Here is a 22,425-nt window from a genome sequence, read left to right on the forward strand (position 1 = left end):
TCGATGCGTCCGTTTTTCCGCCCGGCAAAGTCGCGCCGACATTGAGAGACGCACTCACTCCTCCTCCCCGAACAAGCCGAACTGTCCTGCGGCCCGAGCCGGCTCCGCGAGCCCCAGATGCCGAAAGGCGTGGGGGGTCAGCAGGCGTCCGCGCGGGGTGCGTTGCAGAAAGCCCTGTTGCAGCAGATAGGGCTCGATGATGTCCTCGATCGCGTCGCGCGGTTCCGAGAGCGCCGCGGCGATCGTTTCGATCCCCACCGGACCGCCGCCGAAATTAACCGCGACCATGGTGAGGTAGCGCCGGTCCATGACGTCGAGGCCGATCGAGTCGACGTCGAGCAATGAGAGCGAGCGGTCGGCGAGTTCGCGCGTGATCGTCGCGACGCCTTCCACTACGGCGAAGTCCCGCACCCGGCGCAGGAGCCGCCCTGCGATGCGCGGCGTGCCGCGCGAGCGCCGAGCGATCTCGCGGGCGCCTGCGTCGTTCATTCCTACGCCGAGCACGCGGGCGCCGCGCTTGACGATCAGCTCCAGCTCCTGCGGCGTGTAGAAATTCAGCCGCACGGGAATGCCGAAACGGTCCCGCAACGGCGTCGTCAGCAGCCCGGCGCGCGTCGTTGCGCCGACGAGCGTGAACTTCGCCAGATCGATCTTCACCGAGCGCGCCGCCGGGCCCTCGCCGATGATGAGATCGAGCTGGAAATCCTCCATGGCCGGATAGAGAATCTCCTCCACTGCAGGATTGAGCCGGTGGATTTCGTCGATGAACAGCACGTCGCGCGGCTCGAGATTGGTGAGCTGCGCGGCGAGATCGCCCGCCTTCGCGATGACGGGGCCGGAGGTCGAGCGGAAATTGACGCCAAGCTCACGGGCGACGATCTGGGCGAGCGTCGTCTTGCCCAATCCTGGCGGGCCGACGAGCAGCACATGGTCGAGCGCGTCGCCCCGCGTCTTGGCCGCCTCGATGAACACCTTGAGATTGGCGCGCGCGGCCTCCTGGCCGGTGAAATCGGCAAGCGTCAGCGGGCGCAGGCTGGCATCCGTGTCGTCGTCGCGCTGTTCGGGGCTCACGAGCCGCCGGGGAGGGGTGGTCAAGAAGTGCTCCAATGCGCCGGCGCCCGCGCTATGCTAATCTTTGTCAAACGGAGCCGCGCCGTGAATCGCCCGTCCTCGCGCTACGAATATATGCCCCTCGATGATTTCGAGGAACTTTTGGCCGACAAGCCTGCCGACGAGAAATGGGAGCTGATCGGCGGCCGGGTAGTGCGCATGATGGTTGGGGCGCGCTGGGAGCACAATTATATTATTCAGAACCTGGCGTCCCCGCTTCGGGAAAGGCTCCGCGCGAAGGGGTCGCCTTGCCGCACCCTGACCGAATCCGTTCGATTGCGGGACAAGTCGACGGAATCCTCGATTCTTCCGGACGTCATCGTTCATTGCCGGCCGCTGGAGCCCGGCGAGTCGGGGCTTGACGACCCGGCCGTGCTGGTGGAGGTCATGTCCGAAGGCAGCAAAGCGCGCGACCGGTTCGAAAAATGGGCGGTCCATCAGAAACTGGCGAGCTTGCGGCACTATGTGCCGGTGCAGCGCGATAGAGCGCATATCGAGATATTCGACCGAATTGGCGAGGCTTGGGGGGCGTCCGCATCCTCGACGGGCTGGAGGCGACCCTTGATTTCCCGGGGGTCCAGGCGAGCGTTCCGCTGCGCGAAATTTATCTCGATGTAATCGACGTCTGAGCAGCCCATCCCCCGGGCCGTTCGCTTTCAGCGCTTTCGCCCGAGCCAGCGGTTAACCCGCGCGCAATAGGCCGCGAAGGCGTCTGGATGCTTGCCGCGCAGGGCGGCCTCCTCATGCGGCACGATGAGCCGGTCCATGCCCCACCAATGGCCGTATAGCAGAGCGGGCGCCGCCGCAAAGGCGAGCAGAGCGTAAGGATGACCGCTGCGCCCGAGCCCGATAAGTCCAAGCGACCAGGCGAGGCTCTGCACCAGAGACAGCACATAAACCGGGTTGCGCGATATGGCGTAGACGCCGCTCGTGACGAGGGCCTCGGAGCCCACGAATTCTCGCGCGTCGCCGCCGCGTTTCTCGAGATAGACAACGAGTAGAATCTTCAGAACGAGGAAGATCATCCAGCCCAAAGCCGCGAGCAGCAGCGCGCGGGCGCCAGCCTCGGTTGGGGCCGCGAGGGCGAGCAGCAGCAGCGTCGTCGCCGCATAGGCGGCGCAAGCCGCGAGGTCGACGAGAAAAATACGGGAGAACTGCAAATCCTGACGGATCCGCCGGGCAATGAAGGCCAGCACGGACGAACGCTCGGCGTCGACAGACAGGCTCATCTCGAAACCCCAACGAGGCGACTGGCGGCCGCACGCTCGCCCGCGCCGCTTACTCTTACGGAAGCGTCGCTATTTTAGAGCGCAAAACGTTACCGCCGCCTTGCGCTATTTTGCGAGTTCCTTGAGCCCCTGACGGATCAGCGCGCCCGTTTCCGCGCCCTCGCCGAGCGTGTTCACGCTCGCCGCCACGGCGGCGGCGGCCTGCGGGCGGCCGTAACCGAGGTTGACCAGCGCCGATATGGCGTCGCGCACGGCGGAAGGCGCATCGGCCTCCGCGTCCTCGCCCGAAAGCTTCGCCACGATGGGGTCGACTGCGCCGAAGGCGGGCGCCTTGTCCTTCAGTTCCGCGACGATCCGGGCGGCGAGCTTTGGGCCGACGCCTGGCGCCCGCGCGACCATGGCCTTGTCCTGCGTGGCGATGGCGGAGCCGAGTTCGGATGCGGAGAGGATGGAAAGAATCCCCAGCGCCACCTTGGAGCCCACTCCCTGCACGGTCTGTAACAGGCGGAACCAGTCGCGCTCCGCCTCGCTCGAAAATCCGAAGAGCTTGATCGAATCCTCGCGCACCTGCGTCTCGATGGCGAGCGCTGCGGCTTCGCCGGGGCGCGGGAGCTTTTGCAACGTGCGGCCCGAACAGTGGACCACATAGCCGACGCCGTTGACGTCGAGGATGACGAAATCGTCGCCGTAGGAGTCGATGAGGCCCTTGAGTTTGCCGATCATGCGAGCGCTTTCAACGCCCGCGCCCCGCGATGCTGGGCGTGGCAGATGGCCACCGCCAGCGCGTCGGCGGCGTCGGGGCTGGCGGCCTGGCTCGTCGGCAGCAGCACGCGCACCATCATCTGGATCTGCGCCTTTTCCGCGTGGCCGGCCCCGACCACGGTCTTCTTGACGAGATTCGCGGCGTATTCGGCGATCCCGAGACCCGCGAGGGCGGGAGTCATGAGCGCGACGCCGCGCGCCTGGCCGAGTTTCAGGGTCGACTGCGGGTCGCGGTTGACGAATGTTTCCTCCACCGCCGCCTCGTGCGGCCGGTAATCGGAAATGACCTGCATCAAACCCTCGTGCAACTGGCGCAAGCGGTTGCCCATGTCGAGCGCGCCGTCCGACGTTACGCGCCCGCAGGCGATGAAAGACAGGCGCGAGCCTTGCAACTCGATTATGCCCCAGCCTGTGTTCCGGAGGCCGGGGTCGATGCCGAGAATGCGAATCGGAGGAACGTGCATGGCTCAGCATAAGCGCAAGGGCGGGAGAGGCTAGGACTGATCTGACGCGGCCTTCTCAACCGCCTCAACCACTGCGTCGAAGGCAAGCATGATCGACCCATGCCGGGCCTTGTAGTCCCGCACCGGCTCCAGCACGGCGAGATCGGCCCATTTGCCATCCGGCGGCGGGCCGTTTTCCTTCAGCATCCGGCGCAGCGCCTCGCGGGCGGCGCGCAGCTCTTCGGGCGTCGAGCCCACCACGTTGCGCGCCATGATGGAGGCCGACGCCTGGCCGAGCGCGCAGGCTTTCAGCTCATGCGCGTAGTCGGCGACTTTCCCATCCCGCAGGACGACGTCGACCGTGATCGTCGAGCCGCACAGCTTGGAATAGCCCTTGGCCGTTCCGTCCGGCTGTTCGAGCCGGCCGATGCGCGGGATATTCCCGGCCAGTTCCAGAATTTTGGCGTTGTAGACCTTGTCGAGCATGTCGGCGAAGACTCGGGCGCGGGGCTTACCTTCGCTCCCGCTCGGCTCTATATAGGTTCGAGAGGGTCGGCGCGGAAGCGCGGCCCCGGCGCAACGCCGAGGCGCCGCATTTGTTGCAAGACTCGGGCGAAGTCTCGAATTCTCGCGGTTTCTCACTCAGAGGGGCGAAATTTGAGGTCATGTCCCATGCGTCTTGAGCGCATGGAGGAAAAGCGTCGCGGCCAATGCGACGCGCTTTTTGAGGAGGCGCCACATGGATGACGTGGTTAAGACCTTTCCTGTTCGCCCCGATTTTCAGGATGACGCTTTGGACGTGATCGGCGCCGCCGCGGCGCACGCCGACCGTCGCGCGGCTCCCGCGCCGACCGCCACGCGCAAGGCGCTCGATCGCCCGAGCCGGGACGAAGCGGAAGCCGCCGTGCGCACGCTATTGCGCTGGGCCGGCGACGATCCCGAGCGCGAGGGCCTGCGTGAGACGCCGCGCCGCGTCGTCAAGGCCTATGAGGAATTCTTCAAGGGCTATACGGAGAGCCCCGACGAAGTTCTCTCGCGCGTTTTCGAGGAGGTCGAAGGTTACAACGACCTCGTTCTGGTGCGCGACATTCCCTTCACCTCGCATTGCGAGCATCACGTCGTGCCCTTCGTCGGCAAGGCGCATATCGCCTATTATCCGACCGGCGGCGTGGTGGGACTCTCCAAGCTCGCGCGTCTCGTCGATGTCTTCGCCAGGCGGCTTCAGACGCAGGAAGCAATGACGGCGCAAATCGCCGACGCCATCGAGACGCATCTCGGACCGCGCGGCGTCGCGGTGCTGATCGAGGCCGAGCACATGTGCATGTCGATGCGCGGCGTCCTGAAACAGGGCTCGTCGACGGTCACCGTGCAATTCTCCGGAGTTTTTCAGGACGATCCGGCGCAGCAGGCGCATTTCTACACGCTGCTGCGCGGCGCGCGCTGATGGCGCTGGACAAGACCGCGCTTGAGGAGGGGGCGGAATTCGCCCCCCGCTTCGATGCGAACGGCCTCATCGTCTGCGTCACGGTCGAGGCCGCGACGCGCGAAATTCTCATGGTCGCCTATATGAATCAGATTGCTCTCGACAGGACGATCGAGACGGGCGTGGCGCATTACTGGTCGCGCTCCCGCAACGCGCTGTGGCGCAAGGGCGACACGTCGGGCCAGGTGCAGCGTGTCGTCTCGCTCTCCGTGGATTGCGATCAGGATGCGATCATGTTGACGGTCGAAGCGGGAGGCGACGGGAAGGCTTGCCATACCGGCCGCAAATCCTGCTTCTACCGGCGTCTTACGACGGAGGGCGATGCGCGCCGGCTCGTTTTCGACGGCGATGAAGCGGTGTGAGAAGAACGCGCCGCGCGCGCTCGGCTTCGGCTCGCTCGCGCTTATCGCGCTGCTCTGCGGCGCGGCGGCGGGCGACGAGCTGCAAACGGCGCGCGGCGCGGTGGATCGCGCATTGAGGAAGGACGGCGGCCGCCTGGTCGATCGCGAGGCGCGATGTCCCACAGACGTCGGCAATCTCTGGGAATATGTGACGAGGACGCAGATCGTTCCTATTTCTGGGTCGTCCTCGGCGGCCCTTCTCGACACCGCGATGTGCGGCGGGGGGAACAAGCACGGTCAATATCTCGTCGTCGTCAAAAGCGGCCGGGGGGAATTGATCCGCGACGCCGAAATCGGCGACATGAGTTTTATCGGCCGCATCGCCCGTGTCGAGGGGAATGTCATCTCCCTGTCTGGAGTCCGATGGACGCCGGAAGATCCGCATTGCTGTCCCTCGATGGACGCGGTGCTCGAATACGACATCGCGCGACGGATTCACCGTTTCAAATCGAGCCCCAGAAAAGAAAAGGATTAGACGCCCACGTCATAGATGCGCTGCAGCATGTGGAAAGGTTAACTTTCTGGCCATTTTCCGGGCGCAGGCTCATTCCCATATAAAAAGACGAAAATTTGGGTAGTGAGACGACCGAGTGGGAAAAGTGCGATGTTATCGCTGCTTAGACGCAATGACGGTTCCGTCGTGAGCGACAATCGTGATGCGATGAGTCCGCAGGCTGCAAATGTGGCGACAGCGCCTCCTCCGGTCGCGGACGAACAAGCGCCTGCGCCGCCGCCGCGTCCGCGCGGCAGGCCGCTGATCGGCCTCGCGCTGGGCGCGGGCGCCGCCCGCGGCTGGTCCCATATCGGCGTGCTCCACGAACTGGCGGAGCAGGGGATTCGTCCCGACATCGTCGCCGGCACCTCGATCGGCGCCGTCGTCGGCGGCTGCTATGCGGCCGGCAGACTTGAGCAGATCGAGGCCTTTGCGCGCTCGCTCACGCGCCGCCGTGTCTTCACCTTAATGGATCTTTCTTTTTCGGGCGCGAGCCTGATCACCGGCGAGCGCCTGAAATCCGCGTTGGAGCAGGAGCTCGACGGGTTGCGCGTGGAGGAGCTGCCGATACCTTTCGCGGCAGTGGCGACGGAAGTTGGCACAGGCCACGAAGTATGGCTTCAGCGCGGCCCGCTGGCGGATGCGATCCGCGCCTCCTATGCGTTGCCCGGAATTTTCGAGCCGGTGCGGATTGGAGACCGCTGGCTTTTCGATGGCGCGCTCGTCAATCCTGTGCCGGTGACGGTCTGCCGCGCGCTCGGCGCGGAGTTCGTGATCGCGGTCAACGTCACCGCGGATACGATGTATCGCGCCCGCGTGATCCGGGACGATCCGGAAGCGGCGAAAAAGGCGGCGGCGGCCGGACCGTTCGGCGACAAGCCGGACGTCTCTTTCGTCGACCGCATCCTGCCGCGCTATTTCGACCGGCAGCCGGGAGACGCGCCAAACGTCGCGACGGCCATGATCGACGCCTTCAACATCATTCAGGACCGCATTTTGCGCTCCCGTCTCGCCGGCGACCCGCCCGACGCGACCATCACGGCGCGGATGGAAGACATAGGCATGTTCGATTTCCATAAGGCGGATCAACTCATCAATATTGGGCGGTCCGCGGCGAAGCGGGCGCTGCCCAATATTTTCGCGCATATCCCCATTCCCGGGGCGTCGGTCTGACGCTCACGCCTGGGCGATATATTCCCGCATGGAGCGGTGCTCTTCCTCGATCACGCGAATTCGGTGCTTCACCACGTCGCCGATCGAGATGAGCCCCGCGAGCCGGCCATCCCTGAGCACGGGCAGATGGCGGCGTCGTTCGAGCGTCATCGTCTGCATCGTCGAGTCGACCGTGTCGTTCTCATAAGCGGCGACGGGATTGACCTGCATGTATTCGGAGACCGGCTCGTCGAGCGACGTTGCGCCGCCGGTCGCGATCGCCGCGACGATGTCACGCTCGGAGATGAGTCCGACCACGGCGCCGTCATCGTCGGTGATGACCAGCGCGCCGATGCCATGGCGCATGAGTTCGACCGCGACGTCTCGCAGACTGACACTGGGCGGCGCCGTAACGACATGCCGTCCTTTTTCGGAGAGAATCATTGCGACGGTCATAGTTTCCTCCTCGGCCAGTTTGACCCGAACGCGCGCTCTGGCGCGTCGCGCTTGCGGCCGCGGCTGGTCGAGACGGCGCGGACCTAAGCCCGCGCCGTCCCGTGATCGAAGGCGCCGAATGTCAGAAGGCCAAACAGAAATCCTCCGATATGCGCTTCCCAGGCGACAGCCTCGGAAGCGCCCGCCGCCTCTGGAAAGACGCCGAGGAGGAAATTTGCGGCGAACCACACGACAAGGAACATCATCGCCTGTCGGTTCTCGCTCAGCTGCGAGAGGGGAGCTGTCCGTGCTCCTCTCCCGTCGATTGCGCCGGTTTCTCCCAGCCGCGAGCCGGGGGTAAAGGCAAAACGCACGATCGCCGCCATAGTTCCTGAAATCGCCGCGGATGCGCCGACCACCGGCGTCGCGTCCAGGGGATGAAAGGCGTAGTGCGCCAGAGCGCCGGCGATGGCGCAGCCTGCGAGGAAGAGAAGGAAGCGAATGTCGCCCAGTCGGCGCGCGACGGGCGCGCCGAAGGCCGTCAGAGTCAGGCCGTTGATCGCCAGATGCGTCCAGCCGCCGTGCAGAAGCGCATAGGTGACCAGCGTGAGCAAAACGCCGCGCCCGCCGCTAAACGCAAGCGCCATGCGCTCATCCGAACCCGATGCGCCCGTCCCGTTCGCGGACAGCGCCTCGATCACGCTTGCGGGCGAGATAAAGAAACTCAGGCGGACAGGGATGAAAGCGAAGGCGTCGTAGACGCCATAGGCGAGGGCGCTCGGGCCATATGCGACCAGCAATTGTAGCAAGGCCATGAAGATCAGGAGCGCTGTCACCACTCCTGGCAGATTGATCATTCGCTCCCTGTCGCCTTCCACAACGCCTCCCTTCGGTTTCATCGTTTATCTTACGCGCATCGCGCCGCCTGTCCCAAATCGGGCCAAGCGCGCTACGTGAGCCGACTCCATATTCAGGGTCGACGCGCGCAACTCAAGCAGCGTTTCAGGAAGGGGAAGGGGGAGCGGGAACGCCGGAGCAAACGTTCCCGCTCCAATTTACATTCCCATGCCGCATCAAATCCGGGCAAGAGGAAGGGTTCGAAATATCAAAAACCTGCCTGGGCAGTCCCAACGAGCGGAGCATCTCTCGGAACGCCTATGGCGTGGAAGAAAAAGTCTCACAGGCGCGGCGGGGCCGCAATCGAAGCATTGAAAAACGGTTAATTCGCCTGCCCCCTGGCACGCAGGCTGCTGTTTTCCAATGCGGGCGACGCGAGGGGCGTTGGCCGTTTCAATCCGAAGCAGGCAATGCGGCGTCGGGCGGGGCTATGCGACATCAAGTGAGCAAGGATCTTTTTGCATATTGGAGCGAACTCAAGGGCGCGCGCGCCGCGCCCGATCGCTCGGACATCGATCCCGGCGCGATCCGGCAAATTTTGGCGGATACGTTCATCATCGAAGTCGACGGCGACCTTATCTTTCCTGTGCGTCTGAGCGGGACGCGGCTGAATGCGCTCTGGGGGCGCGAACAGAAGGGCGAGTCGTTCGTCGATCTCTGGCGGGAGGAGGACCGGCGCAGCATTGCGGCCGCGATGCTGACGGTGATCGACGGCGTGGCGCCAATCGTCGCCGGAGCCCGTACGCGGGCGCCGGGAGCCGCGCCGCTGGAGCTCGAACTGCTCCTGTTGCCGTTGCGTCATTTCGGGAAAACGCATTCGCGCGTTCTTGGCGCCTTGTCCCCGGCATATCAACCGGAGTGGCTGGGTCTTCGCCGCGCCGGGCGGCTGGAACTCGTTTCTCTCCGCATCATCTCGGCGGAGCCGTCGCGCGCCTTCCTTCCGAGCCCGCCCTCTTTGCCGGCGCGAGTCCCGCGCGCAGAGCGCCCGCGCTTCGTCGTTTACCAGGGAGACAAGGCTTGATGGCTACATTCATTCGCATCTTGCCGTAAGCACTCGTTAATTGGGTGGCTGGTATCGTCGCCAAACTCGAATGCGGGTTACGCGCAGACATGGCCGCCATCCAACCTCAGCTCAATTATTTGTATGACGCGCGCGAGAACCGGCGTTTCCAGCGGGTTCCGGTCGCGTTGTTCGGGCGATACATGCTCGAAAACCGGCGCGAATATCCTTGTCAGACGGTCGAGATGTCGCCGGGCGACATGGCCCTTTTCGCGCCCGTGAAGGCGCAGGTCGGCGAGAAGGTCGTGGTCTACCTCGATCAGATCGGACGTTTCGCCGGCGTCGCCATTCGGCAGACCGACGTCGGTTTCGCGATGTCGATGAATCTGCCGCCCATGAAGCGGGACAAGCTCGCGGATCAACTCACATGGTTCGCCAACCGTCATGCATTCAGCCTGCCCGAAGACCGCCGTCACGAGCGTATTACGCCGCTCATGCAGCGGACGCTGCTACGATTGCCGGACGGTCAGGAAATTATTGCGAAGATCAAGGATATTTCTCTTTCGGGCGTCGGCATTGAAACGGAAGCGCGGCCGCCCCTCGGCTCGCGGATTGTCGTCGGCACGACGGGCGCCGTCGTCGTGCGTCATTTCGAAGGCGGGATCGGCGGCGAATTCGAACGGCCGTTCAGTCCCGGCGACATCGACGAATCGACAAGACTCTGACCGGTCGCGGACGCGCGCCATCTCGCGCCGAGCCGGATTTTCCAAAGCAGATCAGAATTCGATGCGCAACGCGCGACAGCTGAAGCGGTGCATTTCGTCAATTGATCTTGTCGAACGGCGCCAGGCCGAAAGTGAATCCGGCGCTTGCGACGACCACAAGTCTTTGTTCTGAGGGCGATCGCGTCGCAAATTTGACGGGCGCCGGGACGATGCTTAAAAGTTCGTTCAGCCTTGATCGATCGATCAAGAATCGGGTCCAGATTTAATGGTGGCATAGATGCTCAACTTGCCGTTTCAGGTCCAGTTTGGCGCCAAAGGCAATTATCTGGAGTGGGCCCGAGAGGGGTGGCATCTCGATCAAAACGACGCCCTTCATACCTGGGCCGGACATCTCGCGAAACTGGAGATGGATATTGCGCCCAACGACGGGGCGGACCTCGTTCTCGAACTGGACGTGATCCCGGTGATGGCGCCTAGCGTCCCTCAGGAACTGTTTGTTTTCGTCAACGGCGCTTTCGTAGCCTTCTTTCCCGTGCGTCAACCTCAGCTCTTGCGGGCGACGGTCGAGGGGCGGTTTTTCTGGCAGCCTCGAACGCTGATTTCATTCCTTGCGCCCAAGGCGCTGCGTCCCAGCGAGCACGGCAACGGCGACGATCATCGTATTCTCGGTTTCGCGTTCAAATCCATGTCGCCCGCCAAGCAGGGGGCCGCGTCGGCGACGCCTCCCGTTCAGGAGCCGGCTCGTTCGTCGAAGAGAAAGCGCGTCTAGACGGGCGCGAAAGACTCTAATTCCTTTCGCGCCGGGATGGGATGACGCCAAGCCAGTTCCGCGCTTGGGGCTCGGACAACTTCACTTGCCGGCCTTGCCCTTGAGCTTCATCAAGCCATGAGCGCAGCCGACGCTCATCTGTTCCTTGTGGCTCTTGAGGCACTGCAAGATACGTCCGCCGCCCGGCCGGACGCCCGCGCAAAGGCGCTCGACGTCTTCCTTGCAATAAGCGAGGACAGCGTCATCGACTGCGCGGGCTGATTGCGCCATCGCGACAAAAGCGATCGAAAGAACGGCGACTGTGATCCGACGCGCATTCATGCGCCCTCCCCCTGTTTCTGAAGTCGCCGTCCCGGCGAGCATGATTGCGCCGAAGATTTATTCCGCTCCATGATCTTGGTCAAATTCGCCGGCGTCAACCGGAGATCGGGCGATGCGCGTTGGACGTCGCGGTCCCCACGAAACGCCCATAGGCGGGGTCGGCGCTTCGGCGCCAAGAGATTTTGCGCCGACAGACAGAAAACCGCTCGCGCGGCGGCGCATTCTTGCCACGTCCGGCGACGACCTTGAGTCACATCGTGTCGCTCAAAGGCGATTCGTCGATCGCACGCGGGGCCGCTTCGAGCGTTGGAGGCGGTTCGGCATTCATTTTCCGAGAGGGCAGTCGAGAATGAATGGAATGCGCAACAGGCTCCTGCGGGCCGTCATGATCCTTTCCTGCTGGCCTGCGGATGTGTGGGCGGCGACTTATTATGTCGCCCCGCGCGGCAGCGACTCGAATTCCGGCCTGTCCGCCAGCGCGCCATTCGCAACGCTGCAAAAAGCGGCTGACACGGCGACGGCCGGGGACACCGTGCTCGTCCTGAATGGCGTTTACACGACGCCGTCGAGCGGGGGCTTGATCAATTTCTGGAGAAGCGGAACGCCTGGCGCATGGATCACGTTCCGATCCCTCGAGAAATGGGGCGCGAAGCTCAGCGGCAGAAATCAGGCGACTGCCTACGCCGCCTATTTCGGCTCAGCAGCCCGCTACGTCAGACTGCAGGATTTTGAGATATTCGGTTTCAGCGATGTCGGCGTCAGCGTGCAGAGCGCATCGGACATTTCTGTTTCCGGCAATCTCGTGCACGACATCGGGCGCATTTGCACCGACAGCGGCATCGGCCGTGTGGGCATGTCCATCAGCGACGGCGCGGCGAACGTCACGGTAGACAAGAACAGCTTTTACGATGTCGGCCGTTTCAGTCCTGGCGAGAACGCCTGTCGGCCTGCGAATAATTACTATCAGAACCATGACCACGCATTATATGTTCATGGCAGCAGGAATGTCGCCATCACGAATAACCTGTTCCGCAATATCACGCACGGGTGGGCGATTCATCTTTATCCCGACCTCGTGAACGGATTGAATGTCGTCAGCAACACGTTCATCGGTTCAAACCCGTGGCAGCGTGGTCAAATAATCGTAGGCGCGGATTTGAACAACGCAAGATTCGAGTCCAACGTATTTTATTACCCAAGGAGCGAGGGAATTTACTATTACAGCGGTTCGATGAGCAATGTCCTCGTTCAAAACAACAAGGCGTTTCCGGCGCCTGTCGCGCTACCCGGATCTTGGCCCGGCGGCGTCGCCTTCTCCGGCAACATCGACCGTGCGTCGCCCGGATCTTTCGTCCCCGGAGCATGGGCGCCCTGAGAACGGGGCGCTTGGATCTGAACTGGATCGGCGCAGGAAATTTCGTACGAGCGGAATCGTGTCGCAGTCGTCGACGGGCCGCGCGTGCAAAGGACGTCCGCGGGCGTTGTCGACGCCCGCGCGTCGCCGGCAGATTTTCGATTTTCAGCGAGATGAATGGTCGGAGTGGCGGGATTCGAACCCACGACCCCTTGTCCCCCAGACAAGTGCGCTAACCGGGCTGCGCTACACTCCGACTGGGCGTTCTTATAGAGACGCGCCGGCTCTCTTGCAACGGGGCCGTTCGTTTATCGCCGGGTGAGGTTGAGGAGGCGCTTGCATTCCTCGATTTCCGCCAGCGCATCCCGCAGGATCAGCGCCTGCTCCTGGTCGAGGCGGCGCGTGACGATCACGGCGGCGGAGGGTCGCAGCGCGGGGGGCGCCGGCGCGATGGGCGGCGCTTCCGGAATTTCGAGCGCCGGCTCGGCGCGCGGCGGCGAATCGAGCGCTGGCTCGATCGGCGGCGGAGGGGAATAGACAGGCGGCGACTCCGGCGCTTTTGGCGCAATGGCCTCCGGCGCCGGCAGATCGAGCGAGGGCCGGGCCAGCGGCGGTTCCCGGCGCGCAGGCTCGGGCGGCGGCGTCGGCGGGGCAGGCGGCGGCGGCTCTCGATCGAGGCCGAGACGGCGGCGGCGCACGTCCTCGATGACCGAATCGACGCCCTGTTCGCCGAGGATGCGCTGCACCCCCTTGATCGTGTAGCCCTCGCGGTAGAGCAGGTGCCGGATCGCTTCGACGACCTCGATGTCGCGCGGGCGGTAATAGCGCCGGCCGCCGGCGCGCTTGACGGGGTCGATCTCCTTGAAGCGCGTTTCCCAGAAGCGAAGCACATGCTGCGGCAGATCGAGATGTTCCGCGACCTCTCCGATCGTGCGCAGCGTGGCGATGTCTTCCCTGGCTGTCGCGCCTCTCCCTGTCACCGTCTTCCCTCGACTCACCCGGCGCACCCATTCTTACATCGCGCGGCGGCGTCATTTCAGCCCAAATTCAGGCGGCGCGCGGGCGGAGCCCGCGCAAGGTGTGGACAAGCGCCGCGCCCATCCCTTAAGTGCCGGGTCCAGAAACACCTCGGGCGAGCGCTATGGAAGACTGGCTTCTTTTCCCTCATCCCGTGCCGGAAGTCCGGCGCCACGCCACGGAGGAGGACGCTGTCGCGGTGCGTAACTGGCTATGGGTCGTCGCCGCCCTCGTCTTTCTGATGGTCGTCGTGGGCGGCGCGACGCGCCTGACCGAATCCGGCCTGTCGATCGTCGAATGGAAGCCCGTCACCGGCGTAATCCCCCCGCTTTCCGAGAACGAATGGATCGCGGCGTTCGAGGACTACAAGAAAATCCCGCAATATAAGGAACTGTTCCCGGACATGGATCTGTCCGGCTTCAAGTTCATCTACGCCTGGGAGTGGGCGCACCGGCTGCTCGGGCGGCTGATCGGCGTCGTCTTCGCCTTGCCGCTCGTCTGGTTCTGGGCGACGAAGCAATTGCCGCCCTCTGTCAAACCCAAGGTTCTCGGCATTCTGGCCCTCGGCGGGCTGCAGGGCGGCGTTGGCTGGTGGATGGTGTCGTCGGGCCTCGTTCATCGCACGGAAGTCGCTCAGGAGCGGCTGGCGATCCATCTCGTCATCGCCGCGCTGATCTTCGCCTCCTGTCTCTGGGTCGCCGGCGGGCTCGGGCGGCGCAAGCCGTCGGGCGCGCATGACCGGTTGGGGCGGCTGCGCGCGGTCGGCCTTTTCAGCCTTGCGCTCGTCTTCGTGCAATTGTTCATGGGCGGCATCGTCGCCGGATTGCGCGCCGGCATGGTCGAAAACACATGGCCGCTGATGGACGGCGTCTTAATTCCGCCGGCCGAGGTTCTCTGGCCGAAAGATCCGTGGTGGACCAATCTGGTCGATACGCCGGTCACTGCGCAATTCTTTCATCGCATGATCGCCTACGCGATCTTCGCCGTCGCGGCGTTTCATATGGTCGATGCGCTCATGAACGCCGAGGGCCGGGCGCGCCGCGGCGCGGTCGTGCTGTTCGTGCATGTCGTCGCGCAGGTCGTTCTGGGCATAGCGACGCTTTTGCTCGTCGAGCCGCCCTACGCCGGAACGCCGCATATTCTGCTGGCGCTGGCGCATCAGGCCACCGGCATGGCGGTTCTGGCGTCGGCGACGCTGCAGGCGCGGCGTCTCGTCAATGACATCGAAGCAGTCTGAGGGAGAGGGCCGCCTTGCAGAACCTTCCGTTCATGAACCTTCCCGGACCGGAGTTCCTCAACGTCTATGGCCTTCTCGCGATCATCGTCCTCGCCGCGGCCTGGCTCGTGATCCGCTTCGCGGATCATACGGACAGCGTTCCGCCGCCCGTGCCGGAGTCTCCCGACGCGATGGAGGTCGCCTTTCTGCAAGGCGGCGTCAATCAGGTCATCCGCACGCTGGTCTATGATCTCGTGCAACGCGGCTATGCCGCGCTCGCGCCAGAGGATCGTGTGGCGCCGACGGCGAAAACGCCTGCGCCCGGGGAGCTCACCGCGCTGGAGGCGCGGGTTCTGGAGTCGATCCAGGCCAGGCCCAAGGCGCACCAGCTATTTCAGAATCGCACGGCGCGGCTACGGCTGCTCGAACTTCTGGAGCCCACACGCAAGAAACTGGCCGAGCAAGACTTGCTGAAGCCCGACTCGGTGAAGATCTGGCGACGGCGCGCGCAGATCGCGGGAACGCTCGCGCTCGCGGGTTTCGCGGGCGCGAAGATTTATGTCGCGCTTACGACGGGCCACGCCAATGTCGCCTATCTGGTCTTCCTCTGCCTTGCGTCGATCGCGGCGCTTTTCGCCCTTGCTTATGTCCTCACGCGGCATCACGCGAGTCGCCGCGGCCGCGCCTATCTCGACGCCATGCGCGCCGCCTATGAAGGCAAGCTGAAGGCGGCCGTCTCGCATATCGGCTCGCCGGGACCGGAGGCTCGCGCCTTCGAGGGCGCGTCGCTGTTTCTCATCGGCCTTTACGGCTTCTCGGCTTTGAAAGGCACGTCGGAGGCGATGTTCGCCGACCATTTCAAGCGCGCCTCGGGCGATGGCGGCGGCGGCAGTTGCGGATCGAGTTGCGGCGGCTCGTGCGGCGACGGCGGATGCGGCGGTTGTGGCGGCGGCGACTGACCTGCCGGCGCTCGGCTCGGGGCTGGGCTATCGGCCGCCGTTTCGCGCGGACCTGTTCGCCAATCGCGCGCGCGTCGATTTTCTCGAGATCATCGCCGATCACTATTTCGGCGCGTCTCCAGAGAAGCTGAGGGAACTCGACCTTCTTCGCGCGCATTTTCCGATCGTCGCGCATGGGCTCGATCTGTCGCTCGGGAGCGCGGAAGGAATTGACGCGGCCTATGTGGAAAAGCTCGCGCGCCTTCTAGAGCGCCTCGCCCCGCCATGGTGGAGCGAGCATCTGTGTTTCACGCGCGCGGGCGGAATTGACATCGGCCATCTCGCGGCGCTGCCCTATACGCGGGAGGCGATCGACGTCGTCGCTCGCAATGCCGACCTCGTGCGCCAAAGCATCAAGGCGCCGCTCATTCTGGAAAACGTCACGACAGTCGTGCGCGTGCCCGGCGGCGAAATGGACGAGCCGGAATTTCTCACGCGCGTTCTCGACGCCACGGGCTGCGGCTGGCTGTGCGACGTCGCCAACCTCTACACGAACGCCGTCAATCACGGCGTCGATCTCGATGCGACGTTCGAGCGCTGGCCCTGGGACAGGCTGGTTCAGATCCATTACGCGGGCGGACGCTGGCGCGACGGCGTGCTGATCGACAGCCACGACGCGGCGACCAGCGAAGCCGTATGGGCGCTCTATGATCGGATCGTCGCGCGCGCGCCGGTCAGGGGCGTGATTCTCGAACGCGACGAGCGCCTGCCGCCTTTCGCCGAACTACTGGAGGAAGTGGCCCGCGCCCGCGCGGCGCTGCTGGAGCGCAGGCGATGGGCCTGAGAGAGACGCAGACGCTTCTTGCGCGTATTTTCACCGACGCGGACGCAAGGCGCGACTTTTTCGCCGATCGCGTGGCGGTCGCCGTGCGGTTCGGGCTGAGCGAGAAAGAGGCTGAGACGTTTGCCACGCTCGACCGCCGCGAGGTCGAGGCGTTCGCGCGCAGCCTTCTCGGCAAGCGCGTCCTCGACGCCCGCAAGGCGCTCCCGTTGACCGCGAAGGCGCTCGGAAAGGATTTTGACGCGCTGCTCGACGAATTGATCGACGGCCCGCCGGCGCCGGAGCGTCATCGCGCGGATGCGGCGGCGCTCGTTCAGTTTCTCGCCGCGCGCGGTGAGCTGTCGCCGCCGTGGATCGCCGATCTCGCGCGTTTCGAAATGGCTTTCATCTCGGTGGCGCGGCCCGGCGCGGTCTTCCTGATCCGCCGTTTCGACTATCCTGTAAACGACATCGCGCGCCAGTTACTTTCTGGCGCGCGTCCCGACGACCGACTGTCCGGGCGCTTCGGGTTCTGGCTGCGCGCGCCGGGCGGGAAACTGATTCACCGAATGTTTCAGGCGCCCCGGCGAAGCCCCTGAGCCATCTCGACGCGGCGTTCCGCGACGACATCGATCATGCGCTCGGTTCCGCGGTCACGCGCCTCCTGGCTCTGCGCCTTGGCGAGTTCTTCGTTGGCTTCCTTGAGCTGGGCTTCCGCTTCCTCGAGCTGGCCGCGCAATTCGTTCAACGAGGCGAGAATATTGTCGCGCCGCGTCCGCGCCGCCCGCGCATAGGTGGGATAGGCGAAATGGTTGGGGTCGGAAATATTGGCCCGTTGCTCTTCGCTCGAAATCTCGCGGTCGAGCTCGGCCGACATGCGCGTGAATTCGGCGATCATCGTGTTGAGCTGCACGACCCGCCGGCGCTTCTCTTCGGCCTGAAAGCGTTTCAGGCGGACAAGTGTATCCCGCGATTTCATGCCTTGAACTCCGTTACGCGACTCTTATGCGAAACAAACCATTAACTCCGCGAGACGGGTTTAATATGCATGTCGTAGGTTGCTCTTTTGTTACCGCATTCGAAAAAACCACAGGCGTTCGGCGCATGACGGCGGCGCCGAAGGATTTCCCGCACGGCGGCTTTCGCCCGATCGCAAAGGCCATAGCGGGGCGACGTAATCTTTCGGGATATCGGCGCGGCCCCGTCGTGCAGGGCGGGGCGCGCTATGCGGATTCTCCGGCGCGGCTCGGGGCGTCTTGCGGCGCGCCGCCATAGCGGCGGTAGACGAACGCCGGCGCCGGAGCTTGCGACTCGGTTTCCGCATAGGCTGCAAAACGCGCGTGCTCAGGCGAGAGATGGCAGGCGGGGTCCGTCGCCGCGGCGTCGCCCGTGACGGCGAAGGCCTGACAACGGCAGCCGCCATAGTCGATTTCGCGGCGATCGCAGGATTTGCACGGCTCCTTCATCCACCCTGTCCCACGAAAGGCTTTGAAGGCCGCGCCGTTCATCCAGATGTCGGCGAGCGGGCGTTGGCGCACGTCGTCGAAGATCAGGCCAGGAAGCGTCTGCGCCGCATGGCAGGGCAGAGTCTTGCCGGAGGGCGTGACCGCGATGATCGAACGCCCCCAGCCGCCGGTGCATTGCTTGGGCCGCGTCGCATAATGATCGTGGATTACGAAATCGAAGTTCAGCACGCCCTGAAGGCGCTTCTTCGCTTCCTCCACAATCCCGATGGTTTCCATGAAAACCTCGCGCGTCGGGATCAACGCCGCGCGGTTCTCCTGCGCCCAGGCGTAATATTGAATATGCGCGACTTCGATGCGCTGCGCGTCGACCTCGACCGCAAAATCGATGATCTGCGGCAGATGCGCGATATTCTGACGATGCATCGGCGCGTTGATGGTGAGGCCCATGCCAAGCTCGCGCGTCCAGCGCGCGACGTCGCGCTTCTTCGGCACGCCGCCTTCATAGGCCGAGATGCGGTCGGCGCTTTCGGGAACGACGTCCTGAATCGAGACCTGCACGTGATCGAGGCCGATTTCAGCGAGACGCTCCAGGCGCTCGCGCGTGAGCAGCACGGCGGAGGTGACGAGATTGGTGTAAAGGCCTGCCTCGACTGCGAAGGCGAGAATCTCCTCCAGGTCGCGCCGCGCAGTGGGCTCGCCGCCGGAAAGATGCAGTTGCAGCGCGCCGGCGGCGGCGGCTTGACGGAAGGTCTCGCCCCACTGATCGGCGGTCATCTCGACGTTCGATTTTTCGAGCGCCAGCGGATTGGAGCAATAGGGGCATTGCAGCGGGCAGCGGTGCGTGAGTTCCGCAAGCAGCCCTGTGGGCCCGCCCGCGAATGGCGCGATGGAAGAGGCGAAGTCCGAGAGCTGCGGCGGCGAGAAGGCATCGACGCCGTCGCGCAGCAGGCGCTTGTCGGCGAGGCCCTGAAGGAGATTTGTCACGTCGCGCGTAATGACATCGACTGGCGCGGCATATTGGTTCGCGAGCTTCGCGCAAAGATCGGCGAGGCGGGTCTGGCCGTCGATGGCGCGAAGAACGATGACGCTGATCGCATCCAATTCGTAAGCGCGCTCGGGCGCCAGAATGACGGTGCGTTGGCGCGCGCGGTCCTCGTGCAGGCGGGCATAACGCGTGAATGCGGGGCAGGAATCCGGGCCGATGATGTAGCGCGTCGCCGTCATTCTTTGATCGAAGCCTGTCTTATTCGCCCGGCCGCCAAGCGCCCGGCGGGATCAGCCCCGGCGTAACGTAGGCATGATGTAAAGCGTCAAGTTGCGCCCACAAGACGTTGCATTTGAACTCCACCGCAGCGACGCAGGCTTCCTGCTCCTCGCGGGTGCGCGCGTTGTCGAGCACATAGGCCAGCGCGAAGTCGGAGTCGCGCGGCGCCTGCGACAGGCGGCGCTTGAAATAGGCCATCACATGATCGTCGACGAAGTCGTAAGTCGCCAGCATCCCCGCGATGCGCTCGCGATGGATGGAGGGCGCGAAAAGCTCGGTGAGCGAGGACGCGACAGCGACGACGAGCGGCTGTTCGACGACGAAGCGCACATAGGCCTCCACGGCGAATTTCGTCGCGGGCAGGGCGCCGCGGCGCGACGTGACGTATTCGCGCGAAAAGCCCAGCGCGTCGGTGAGCACAAGCCAGCGCTCGATGCCGCCCGCTTCCTCGCCAAGGCCGTCGTGATCGTGGATGCGGTGAATCCATTCACGCCGCAATTCGCGATCATGCACGCGGCTCATGAAGGCGGCGTCCTTGCGCGGCACGGCCTCCTGATAGCAGTAGCGGTTGAGCGCCCAGGCGGCGACCTGATGTTTTTGCAGCTTGCCGCCATGCAGCAGTTTGTGAAACACATGTTTGTCGTGATAGCGCTCGACGCCGACATTGCGGATGGCGGCTTCGAAATCGGCGCGCGAAAGCGGCGCGGCGTCGCGCCAATCGGTCACGGTCTGGTTCATAGCGTCACCTCCATGCCGTCGGCGCCGACTTCCCAGCCGGCGGCCCGCACGGCCGCGCACTCTCTGGAATTGGCGTCAAGGACCGGATTTGAATTGTTGATGTGCACGTAAATTTTGCGCGCGACGTCGAGCGGGGCGAAAGCGGCGATCGAGCCGTCGTCTCCGCTCATATTGATATGCCCCATGCGAGAGCCGGTCTTGCCTAGGAGTCCCTGCTCGATCATCTCGTTCTCGTGAAACAGAGTCCCGTCGAAGAAAACGAGCGCCGCGCCGCGCAGGCGATCGGCGAGAGGCGCATCCACCCTGGCGCAGCCGGGAATGTAGAAGAACGATTTGCCGGTCGTCGTCTCGGCGATTTCAAGGCCAAGCGTATCGCCGGCGCTCGTGCCGAAATTGGGCGCGTTCTTGTCTTCGAGATAGAGCGCGATCTTGCCCGGCACGGGGAAGGCGCGGATCGTCAGGCCCAGATCGACGCCAGCGCCCTTGAGCGGGATCGTCTCGTCCATCCGCAACTCGATGCGCGGCACGAGCTGCGTTTGCAGAATCGTGAAAATCGGATTGGCGCCCAGAGCCTGGAGCACGCGGCCCGCCGCATAGATGTTGAAAGGCTGGGCCTCGCGCAGGTTGAGCAGCCCCGCGACATGGTCGACGTCGCCATTGGTGAGCGCCACCGCCTTGATCGGGCTCGCGCGCACGGGATCGTCAGGAGACGGGGCGAGTTGCGGCGCGGCGGCGATCTGCTCGCGCAGGTCGGGCGAGGCGTTGAGCAAAGCCCAATTGACGCCATCCGCGCTGACGGCGAGGGACGACTGCGTGCGTGGCGAGAAGCCGGGCGTTCCGGCGCGCACCGCGCGGCAGTTGGCGCAATTGCAGTTCCACTGCGGGAAGCCGCCGCCGGCGCCCGAGCCTAAGATCCTGATCCGCATCGCGTTTCCGGCGGCTCCGCGAGGGAGCGCGCTTCTCCCGTTCTTGTGTTCTTTGAGGGCGCACTATGCACCCTCGGCGCGGCGGCGCAAGTGCGGCAAATTCGCTTCCGGCGCGTCTACTCGAGGAAGCTTTCAGGAGCTTGTGATGCGCGCGGCAACCTTGTTGAAGTTGCGAAACGGGCCAAGGGAACGTTGAAATGGGGCGGCTCGAAGTCGCCCCACTGTTTGTCTTTACCAGGTTCCGCAGTTCGAACCGCAGTTGTGGACGTAAACGCCCGCCCAACTCGCCGTGGTCACCGCGTTGAGCATGCTCGCCGTGATCGCCAACTGGTTGCCGCGGCGAGGCGCCGCGTTCACCGAACGCCTTTCAGTCGATCCTTTCCGGTTTGGAGGGGACGAGCCCACTCCCCCCCCCCGCAATCTGCGGGGTGGGAAGCGCCAAATCTGGAGGCGGGAGGCGATTTTGAGGGAATGAGCCGCGATGCGTCGCTTTCGGCATTGAAACCGCGACGCCGTCGAACCGGTCGGTTTCAGTTCTTCGGGAGGCCCTGATGGAACTGAAATAGTCGGCTTGTTCGAAACAGCTGAGAGCATGTCGGAACGCTCCCCGGCCGGTCGTCTTACGCAGGCGCGTTCGAGCCCCCGCCCGCCTTCTCGGCTTCCGCCTTGGCCAGCGCGTTGTAGCGCTTCACGCTGAGCGGGATCATCGCGAGAAAAGCGATGCTCACGACGGCGAGCACTTCCATTGGATAGATGGCGAGCAGCAGGGCCGTCACGCCGACGCCGAAGAGAACCGGAATGACGAGATCGCGCGGGATACGGCCGATGCGCTTGCCGGAGAAGTGCGGAATGCGGCTCGCCATCAGGAAGGCGATGGCGAGAACATAGAGGATGTAGAAAGGCGCCATCGCCTTAGAGGCCGGCAACTCCAGCGCCGATTGATGCAGGTAGAGCGGCAGAAGGACGGTCACGGCCCCGGCCGGGGCGGGCATGCCGACGAAAAACTCCGCGTGCCAGGCGGGCTTCGACGGATCGTCGATCATGACGTTGAAGCGGGCGAGGCGCAGGGCGCCGGCGATGGCGAAGGCGAGCACGGCGAACCAGCCCAGCCCTTTGATCTCGTGAAGGCTCCACAGATAAAGGAGCAGACCGGGCGCGACGGCGAAATCCACGAAATCCGCGAGCGAATCGAGTTCGGCCCCGAAACGCGACGTTCCTTTCAGCGCGCGCGCGAGGCGACCGTCGAGACCGTCGAGCACCGCCGCCGCCATGATGGCGGTGACGGCCTTCACGAAATCCTCCTCGATCGCATAGCGAATCGACGTGAGGCCCATGCAGAGCGCGAGCAGCGTCACGAGATTGGGCAGCACCACGCGGATCGGGATGTTGCGAAAGCGCAGGCGCCGCAACTCCGGGGGTGTCAGTTCGACGTCGCGGGAGCCGTTGAGGTCATCGCTCATGAAGTC

Annotated in this window: 28 protein-coding genes and 1 tRNA gene; 13 read left to right on the forward strand and 16 right to left on the reverse strand. The window is 64.3% G+C overall.

Annotation, left to right across the window (positions count from 1 at the left end):
• Positions 1-54 precede the first annotated feature (54 nt).
• Positions 55-1,095 carry a Holliday junction branch migration DNA helicase RuvB gene (ruvB, locus tag ACV959_RS07725; RefSeq protein ID WP_475739293.1) on the reverse strand — a complete coding sequence of 347 codons (1,041 nt, stop codon included), beginning with the start codon at positions 1,093-1,095 and terminating at the stop codon, positions 55-57.
• Positions 1,096-1,155: 60 nt separating this feature from the next.
• Here ruvB and ACV959_RS07730 point away from each other — a divergent pair, with 60 nt between their 5' ends.
• Complete coding sequence (locus tag ACV959_RS07730) at positions 1,156-1,728, forward strand: Uma2 family endonuclease (protein ID WP_475739294.1); 573 nt, start codon at positions 1,156-1,158, stop codon at positions 1,726-1,728.
• A gap of 38 nt (positions 1,729-1,766) precedes the next feature.
• On the opposite strand, the gene ACV959_RS07735 is transcribed toward ACV959_RS07730, so the two are convergent.
• The 4 genes from ACV959_RS07735 to ACV959_RS07750 form a co-directional block, all read right to left on the reverse strand.
• On the reverse strand, positions 1,767-2,339 hold the full coding sequence (locus ACV959_RS07735; protein WP_475739295.1) for a methyltransferase family protein: 573 nt from the start codon (positions 2,337-2,339) through the stop codon (positions 1,767-1,769).
• Positions 2,340-2,444: 105 nt separating this feature from the next.
• The gene (gene ruvA / locus ACV959_RS07740) at positions 2,445-3,062 is read right to left on the reverse strand and encodes a Holliday junction branch migration protein RuvA (RefSeq protein WP_475739296.1); all 618 of its coding nucleotides are present in this window, start codon (positions 3,060-3,062) and stop codon (positions 2,445-2,447) included.
• A complete protein-coding gene (ruvC, locus tag ACV959_RS07745) occupies positions 3,059-3,565 on the reverse strand; it encodes a crossover junction endodeoxyribonuclease RuvC (protein WP_475739297.1) in 507 nt (168 codons plus the stop codon). The genes ruvA and ruvC overlap by 4 nt, the downstream gene beginning before the upstream one ends.
• Positions 3,566-3,595: 30 nt before the next feature.
• Complete coding sequence (locus ACV959_RS07750; protein WP_475739298.1) at positions 3,596-4,030, reverse strand: iron-sulfur cluster assembly scaffold protein; 435 nt, start codon at positions 4,028-4,030, stop codon at positions 3,596-3,598.
• Between the two features lie 253 nt (positions 4,031-4,283).
• Between ACV959_RS07750 and folE the strand changes: the two genes are divergently transcribed.
• The 4 genes from folE (at position 4,284) to ACV959_RS07770 (ending at position 7,094) form a co-directional block, all read left to right on the forward strand.
• Positions 4,284-4,988 carry a GTP cyclohydrolase I FolE gene (gene folE / locus ACV959_RS07755; protein WP_475739299.1) on the forward strand — a complete coding sequence of 235 codons (705 nt, stop codon included), beginning with the start codon at positions 4,284-4,286 and terminating at the stop codon, positions 4,986-4,988.
• On the forward strand, positions 4,988-5,389 hold the full coding sequence (gene hisI / locus ACV959_RS07760) for a phosphoribosyl-AMP cyclohydrolase (RefSeq protein ID WP_475739300.1): 402 nt from the start codon (positions 4,988-4,990) through the stop codon (positions 5,387-5,389). The genes folE and hisI overlap by 1 nt, the downstream gene beginning before the upstream one ends.
• A complete protein-coding gene (locus ACV959_RS07765; RefSeq protein WP_475739301.1) occupies positions 5,349-5,903 on the forward strand; it encodes a hypothetical protein in 555 nt (184 codons plus the stop codon). The genes hisI and ACV959_RS07765 overlap by 41 nt, the downstream gene beginning before the upstream one ends.
• 186 nt (positions 5,904-6,089) lie before the next feature.
• Positions 6,090-7,094, forward strand: a complete 1,005-nt coding sequence (locus ACV959_RS07770; protein ID WP_475739617.1) for a patatin-like phospholipase family protein — start codon at positions 6,090-6,092, stop codon at positions 7,092-7,094.
• A gap of 3 nt (positions 7,095-7,097) precedes the next feature.
• Here ACV959_RS07770 and ACV959_RS07775 read toward each other — a convergent pair whose 3' ends face one another.
• The gene (locus ACV959_RS07775; RefSeq protein ID WP_475739302.1) at positions 7,098-7,529 is read right to left on the reverse strand and encodes a CBS domain-containing protein; all 432 of its coding nucleotides are present in this window, start codon (positions 7,527-7,529) and stop codon (positions 7,098-7,100) included.
• Between the two features lie 83 nt (positions 7,530-7,612).
• Positions 7,613-8,365, reverse strand: coding sequence for a rhomboid family intramembrane serine protease (locus tag ACV959_RS07780; RefSeq protein ID WP_475739303.1), 753 nt, complete (start codon positions 8,363-8,365; stop codon positions 7,613-7,615).
• A 482-nt stretch (positions 8,366-8,847) separates the two neighbouring features.
• Between ACV959_RS07780 and ACV959_RS07785 the strand changes: the two genes are divergently transcribed.
• From ACV959_RS07785 to ACV959_RS07795, 3 genes are all read left to right on the forward strand, one after another.
• Complete coding sequence (locus tag ACV959_RS07785) at positions 8,848-9,426, forward strand: PAS domain-containing protein (protein ID WP_475739304.1); 579 nt, start codon at positions 8,848-8,850, stop codon at positions 9,424-9,426.
• Between the two features lie 89 nt (positions 9,427-9,515).
• Entirely contained in the window at positions 9,516-10,130 is a 615-nt protein-coding gene (locus ACV959_RS07790; protein WP_475739305.1) for a PilZ domain-containing protein, read from the forward strand.
• A gap of 277 nt (positions 10,131-10,407) precedes the next feature.
• Positions 10,408-10,899 carry a hypothetical protein gene (locus ACV959_RS07795; RefSeq protein WP_475739306.1) on the forward strand — a complete coding sequence of 164 codons (492 nt, stop codon included), beginning with the start codon at positions 10,408-10,410 and terminating at the stop codon, positions 10,897-10,899.
• 81 nt (positions 10,900-10,980) lie between these two features.
• Here the strand turns inward: ACV959_RS07795 and ACV959_RS07800 are convergent, their stop codons facing one another.
• On the reverse strand, positions 10,981-11,220 hold the full coding sequence (locus tag ACV959_RS07800) for a cysteine rich repeat-containing protein (RefSeq protein ID WP_475739307.1): 240 nt from the start codon (positions 11,218-11,220) through the stop codon (positions 10,981-10,983).
• 358 nt (positions 11,221-11,578) lie between these two features.
• Between ACV959_RS07800 and ACV959_RS07805 the strand changes: the two genes are divergently transcribed.
• Positions 11,579-12,595, forward strand: a complete 1,017-nt coding sequence (locus ACV959_RS07805; RefSeq protein ID WP_475739308.1) for a right-handed parallel beta-helix repeat-containing protein — start codon at positions 11,579-11,581, stop codon at positions 12,593-12,595.
• Positions 12,596-12,752: 157 nt separating this feature from the next.
• Here the strand turns inward: ACV959_RS07805 and ACV959_RS07810 are convergent.
• Both ACV959_RS07810 and ACV959_RS07815 read right to left on the reverse strand, forming a co-directional pair.
• Positions 12,753-12,830 (reverse strand) — tRNA-Pro (locus ACV959_RS07810).
• Between the two features lie 52 nt (positions 12,831-12,882).
• On the reverse strand, positions 12,883-13,554 hold the full coding sequence (locus tag ACV959_RS07815) for a MerR family transcriptional regulator (protein ID WP_475739309.1): 672 nt from the start codon (positions 13,552-13,554) through the stop codon (positions 12,883-12,885).
• A gap of 161 nt (positions 13,555-13,715) precedes the next feature.
• On the opposite strand from ACV959_RS07815, the gene ACV959_RS07820 reads away from it, so the two are divergent.
• The 4 genes from ACV959_RS07820 to ACV959_RS07835 are packed head-to-tail and all read left to right on the forward strand — an operon-like array spanning position 13,716 to position 17,164.
• Positions 13,716-14,828 carry a COX15/CtaA family protein gene (locus tag ACV959_RS07820; protein ID WP_475739310.1) on the forward strand — a complete coding sequence of 371 codons (1,113 nt, stop codon included), beginning with the start codon at positions 13,716-13,718 and terminating at the stop codon, positions 14,826-14,828.
• 14 nt (positions 14,829-14,842) lie between these two features.
• Entirely contained in the window at positions 14,843-15,766 is a 924-nt protein-coding gene (locus ACV959_RS07825) for a TIGR04222 domain-containing membrane protein (RefSeq protein WP_475739311.1), read from the forward strand.
• Complete coding sequence (locus ACV959_RS07830) at positions 15,750-16,589, forward strand: MbnB/TglH/ChrH family RiPP precursor modification enzyme (protein WP_475739312.1); 840 nt, start codon at positions 15,750-15,752, stop codon at positions 16,587-16,589. The genes ACV959_RS07825 and ACV959_RS07830 overlap by 17 nt, the downstream gene beginning before the upstream one ends.
• Positions 16,580-17,164: an SCO6045 C-terminal-like domain-containing protein gene (locus tag ACV959_RS07835; RefSeq protein ID WP_475739313.1), complete on the forward strand. Its 585-nt coding sequence runs from the start codon at positions 16,580-16,582 to the stop codon at positions 17,162-17,164. The genes ACV959_RS07830 and ACV959_RS07835 overlap by 10 nt, the downstream gene beginning before the upstream one ends.
• Here the strand turns inward: ACV959_RS07835 and ACV959_RS07840 are convergent.
• From ACV959_RS07840 to ACV959_RS07865, 6 genes are all read right to left on the reverse strand, one after another.
• The gene (locus ACV959_RS07840; RefSeq protein ID WP_475739314.1) at positions 17,140-17,544 is read right to left on the reverse strand and encodes a flagellar export protein FliJ; all 405 of its coding nucleotides are present in this window, start codon (positions 17,542-17,544) and stop codon (positions 17,140-17,142) included. The two genes, ACV959_RS07835 and ACV959_RS07840, sit on opposite strands and share 25 nt — an antisense overlap.
• Before the next feature lie 244 nt (positions 17,545-17,788).
• Positions 17,789-19,255, reverse strand: coding sequence for a pyrroloquinoline quinone biosynthesis protein PqqE (gene pqqE, locus ACV959_RS07845; protein ID WP_475739315.1), 1,467 nt, complete (start codon positions 19,253-19,255; stop codon positions 17,789-17,791).
• Between the two features lie 19 nt (positions 19,256-19,274).
• On the reverse strand, positions 19,275-20,033 hold the full coding sequence (gene pqqC, locus ACV959_RS07850) for a pyrroloquinoline-quinone synthase PqqC (protein WP_475739316.1): 759 nt from the start codon (positions 20,031-20,033) through the stop codon (positions 19,275-19,277).
• Positions 20,030-20,959 carry a pyrroloquinoline quinone biosynthesis protein PqqB gene (pqqB, locus tag ACV959_RS07855; RefSeq protein WP_475739317.1) on the reverse strand — a complete coding sequence of 310 codons (930 nt, stop codon included), beginning with the start codon at positions 20,957-20,959 and terminating at the stop codon, positions 20,030-20,032. Before pqqB ends, pqqC begins: the two co-directional genes overlap by 4 nt.
• 231 nt (positions 20,960-21,190) lie before the next feature.
• Entirely contained in the window at positions 21,191-21,316 is a 126-nt protein-coding gene (locus ACV959_RS07860) for a hypothetical protein (protein ID WP_475739318.1), read from the reverse strand.
• A gap of 263 nt (positions 21,317-21,579) precedes the next feature.
• A complete protein-coding gene (locus tag ACV959_RS07865) occupies positions 21,580-22,419 on the reverse strand; it encodes a CDP-alcohol phosphatidyltransferase family protein (RefSeq protein ID WP_475739319.1) in 840 nt (279 codons plus the stop codon).
• Positions 22,420-22,425: the final 6 nt, after the last annotated feature.

This window comes from Methylocystis sp. Se48, assembly GCF_056269425.1.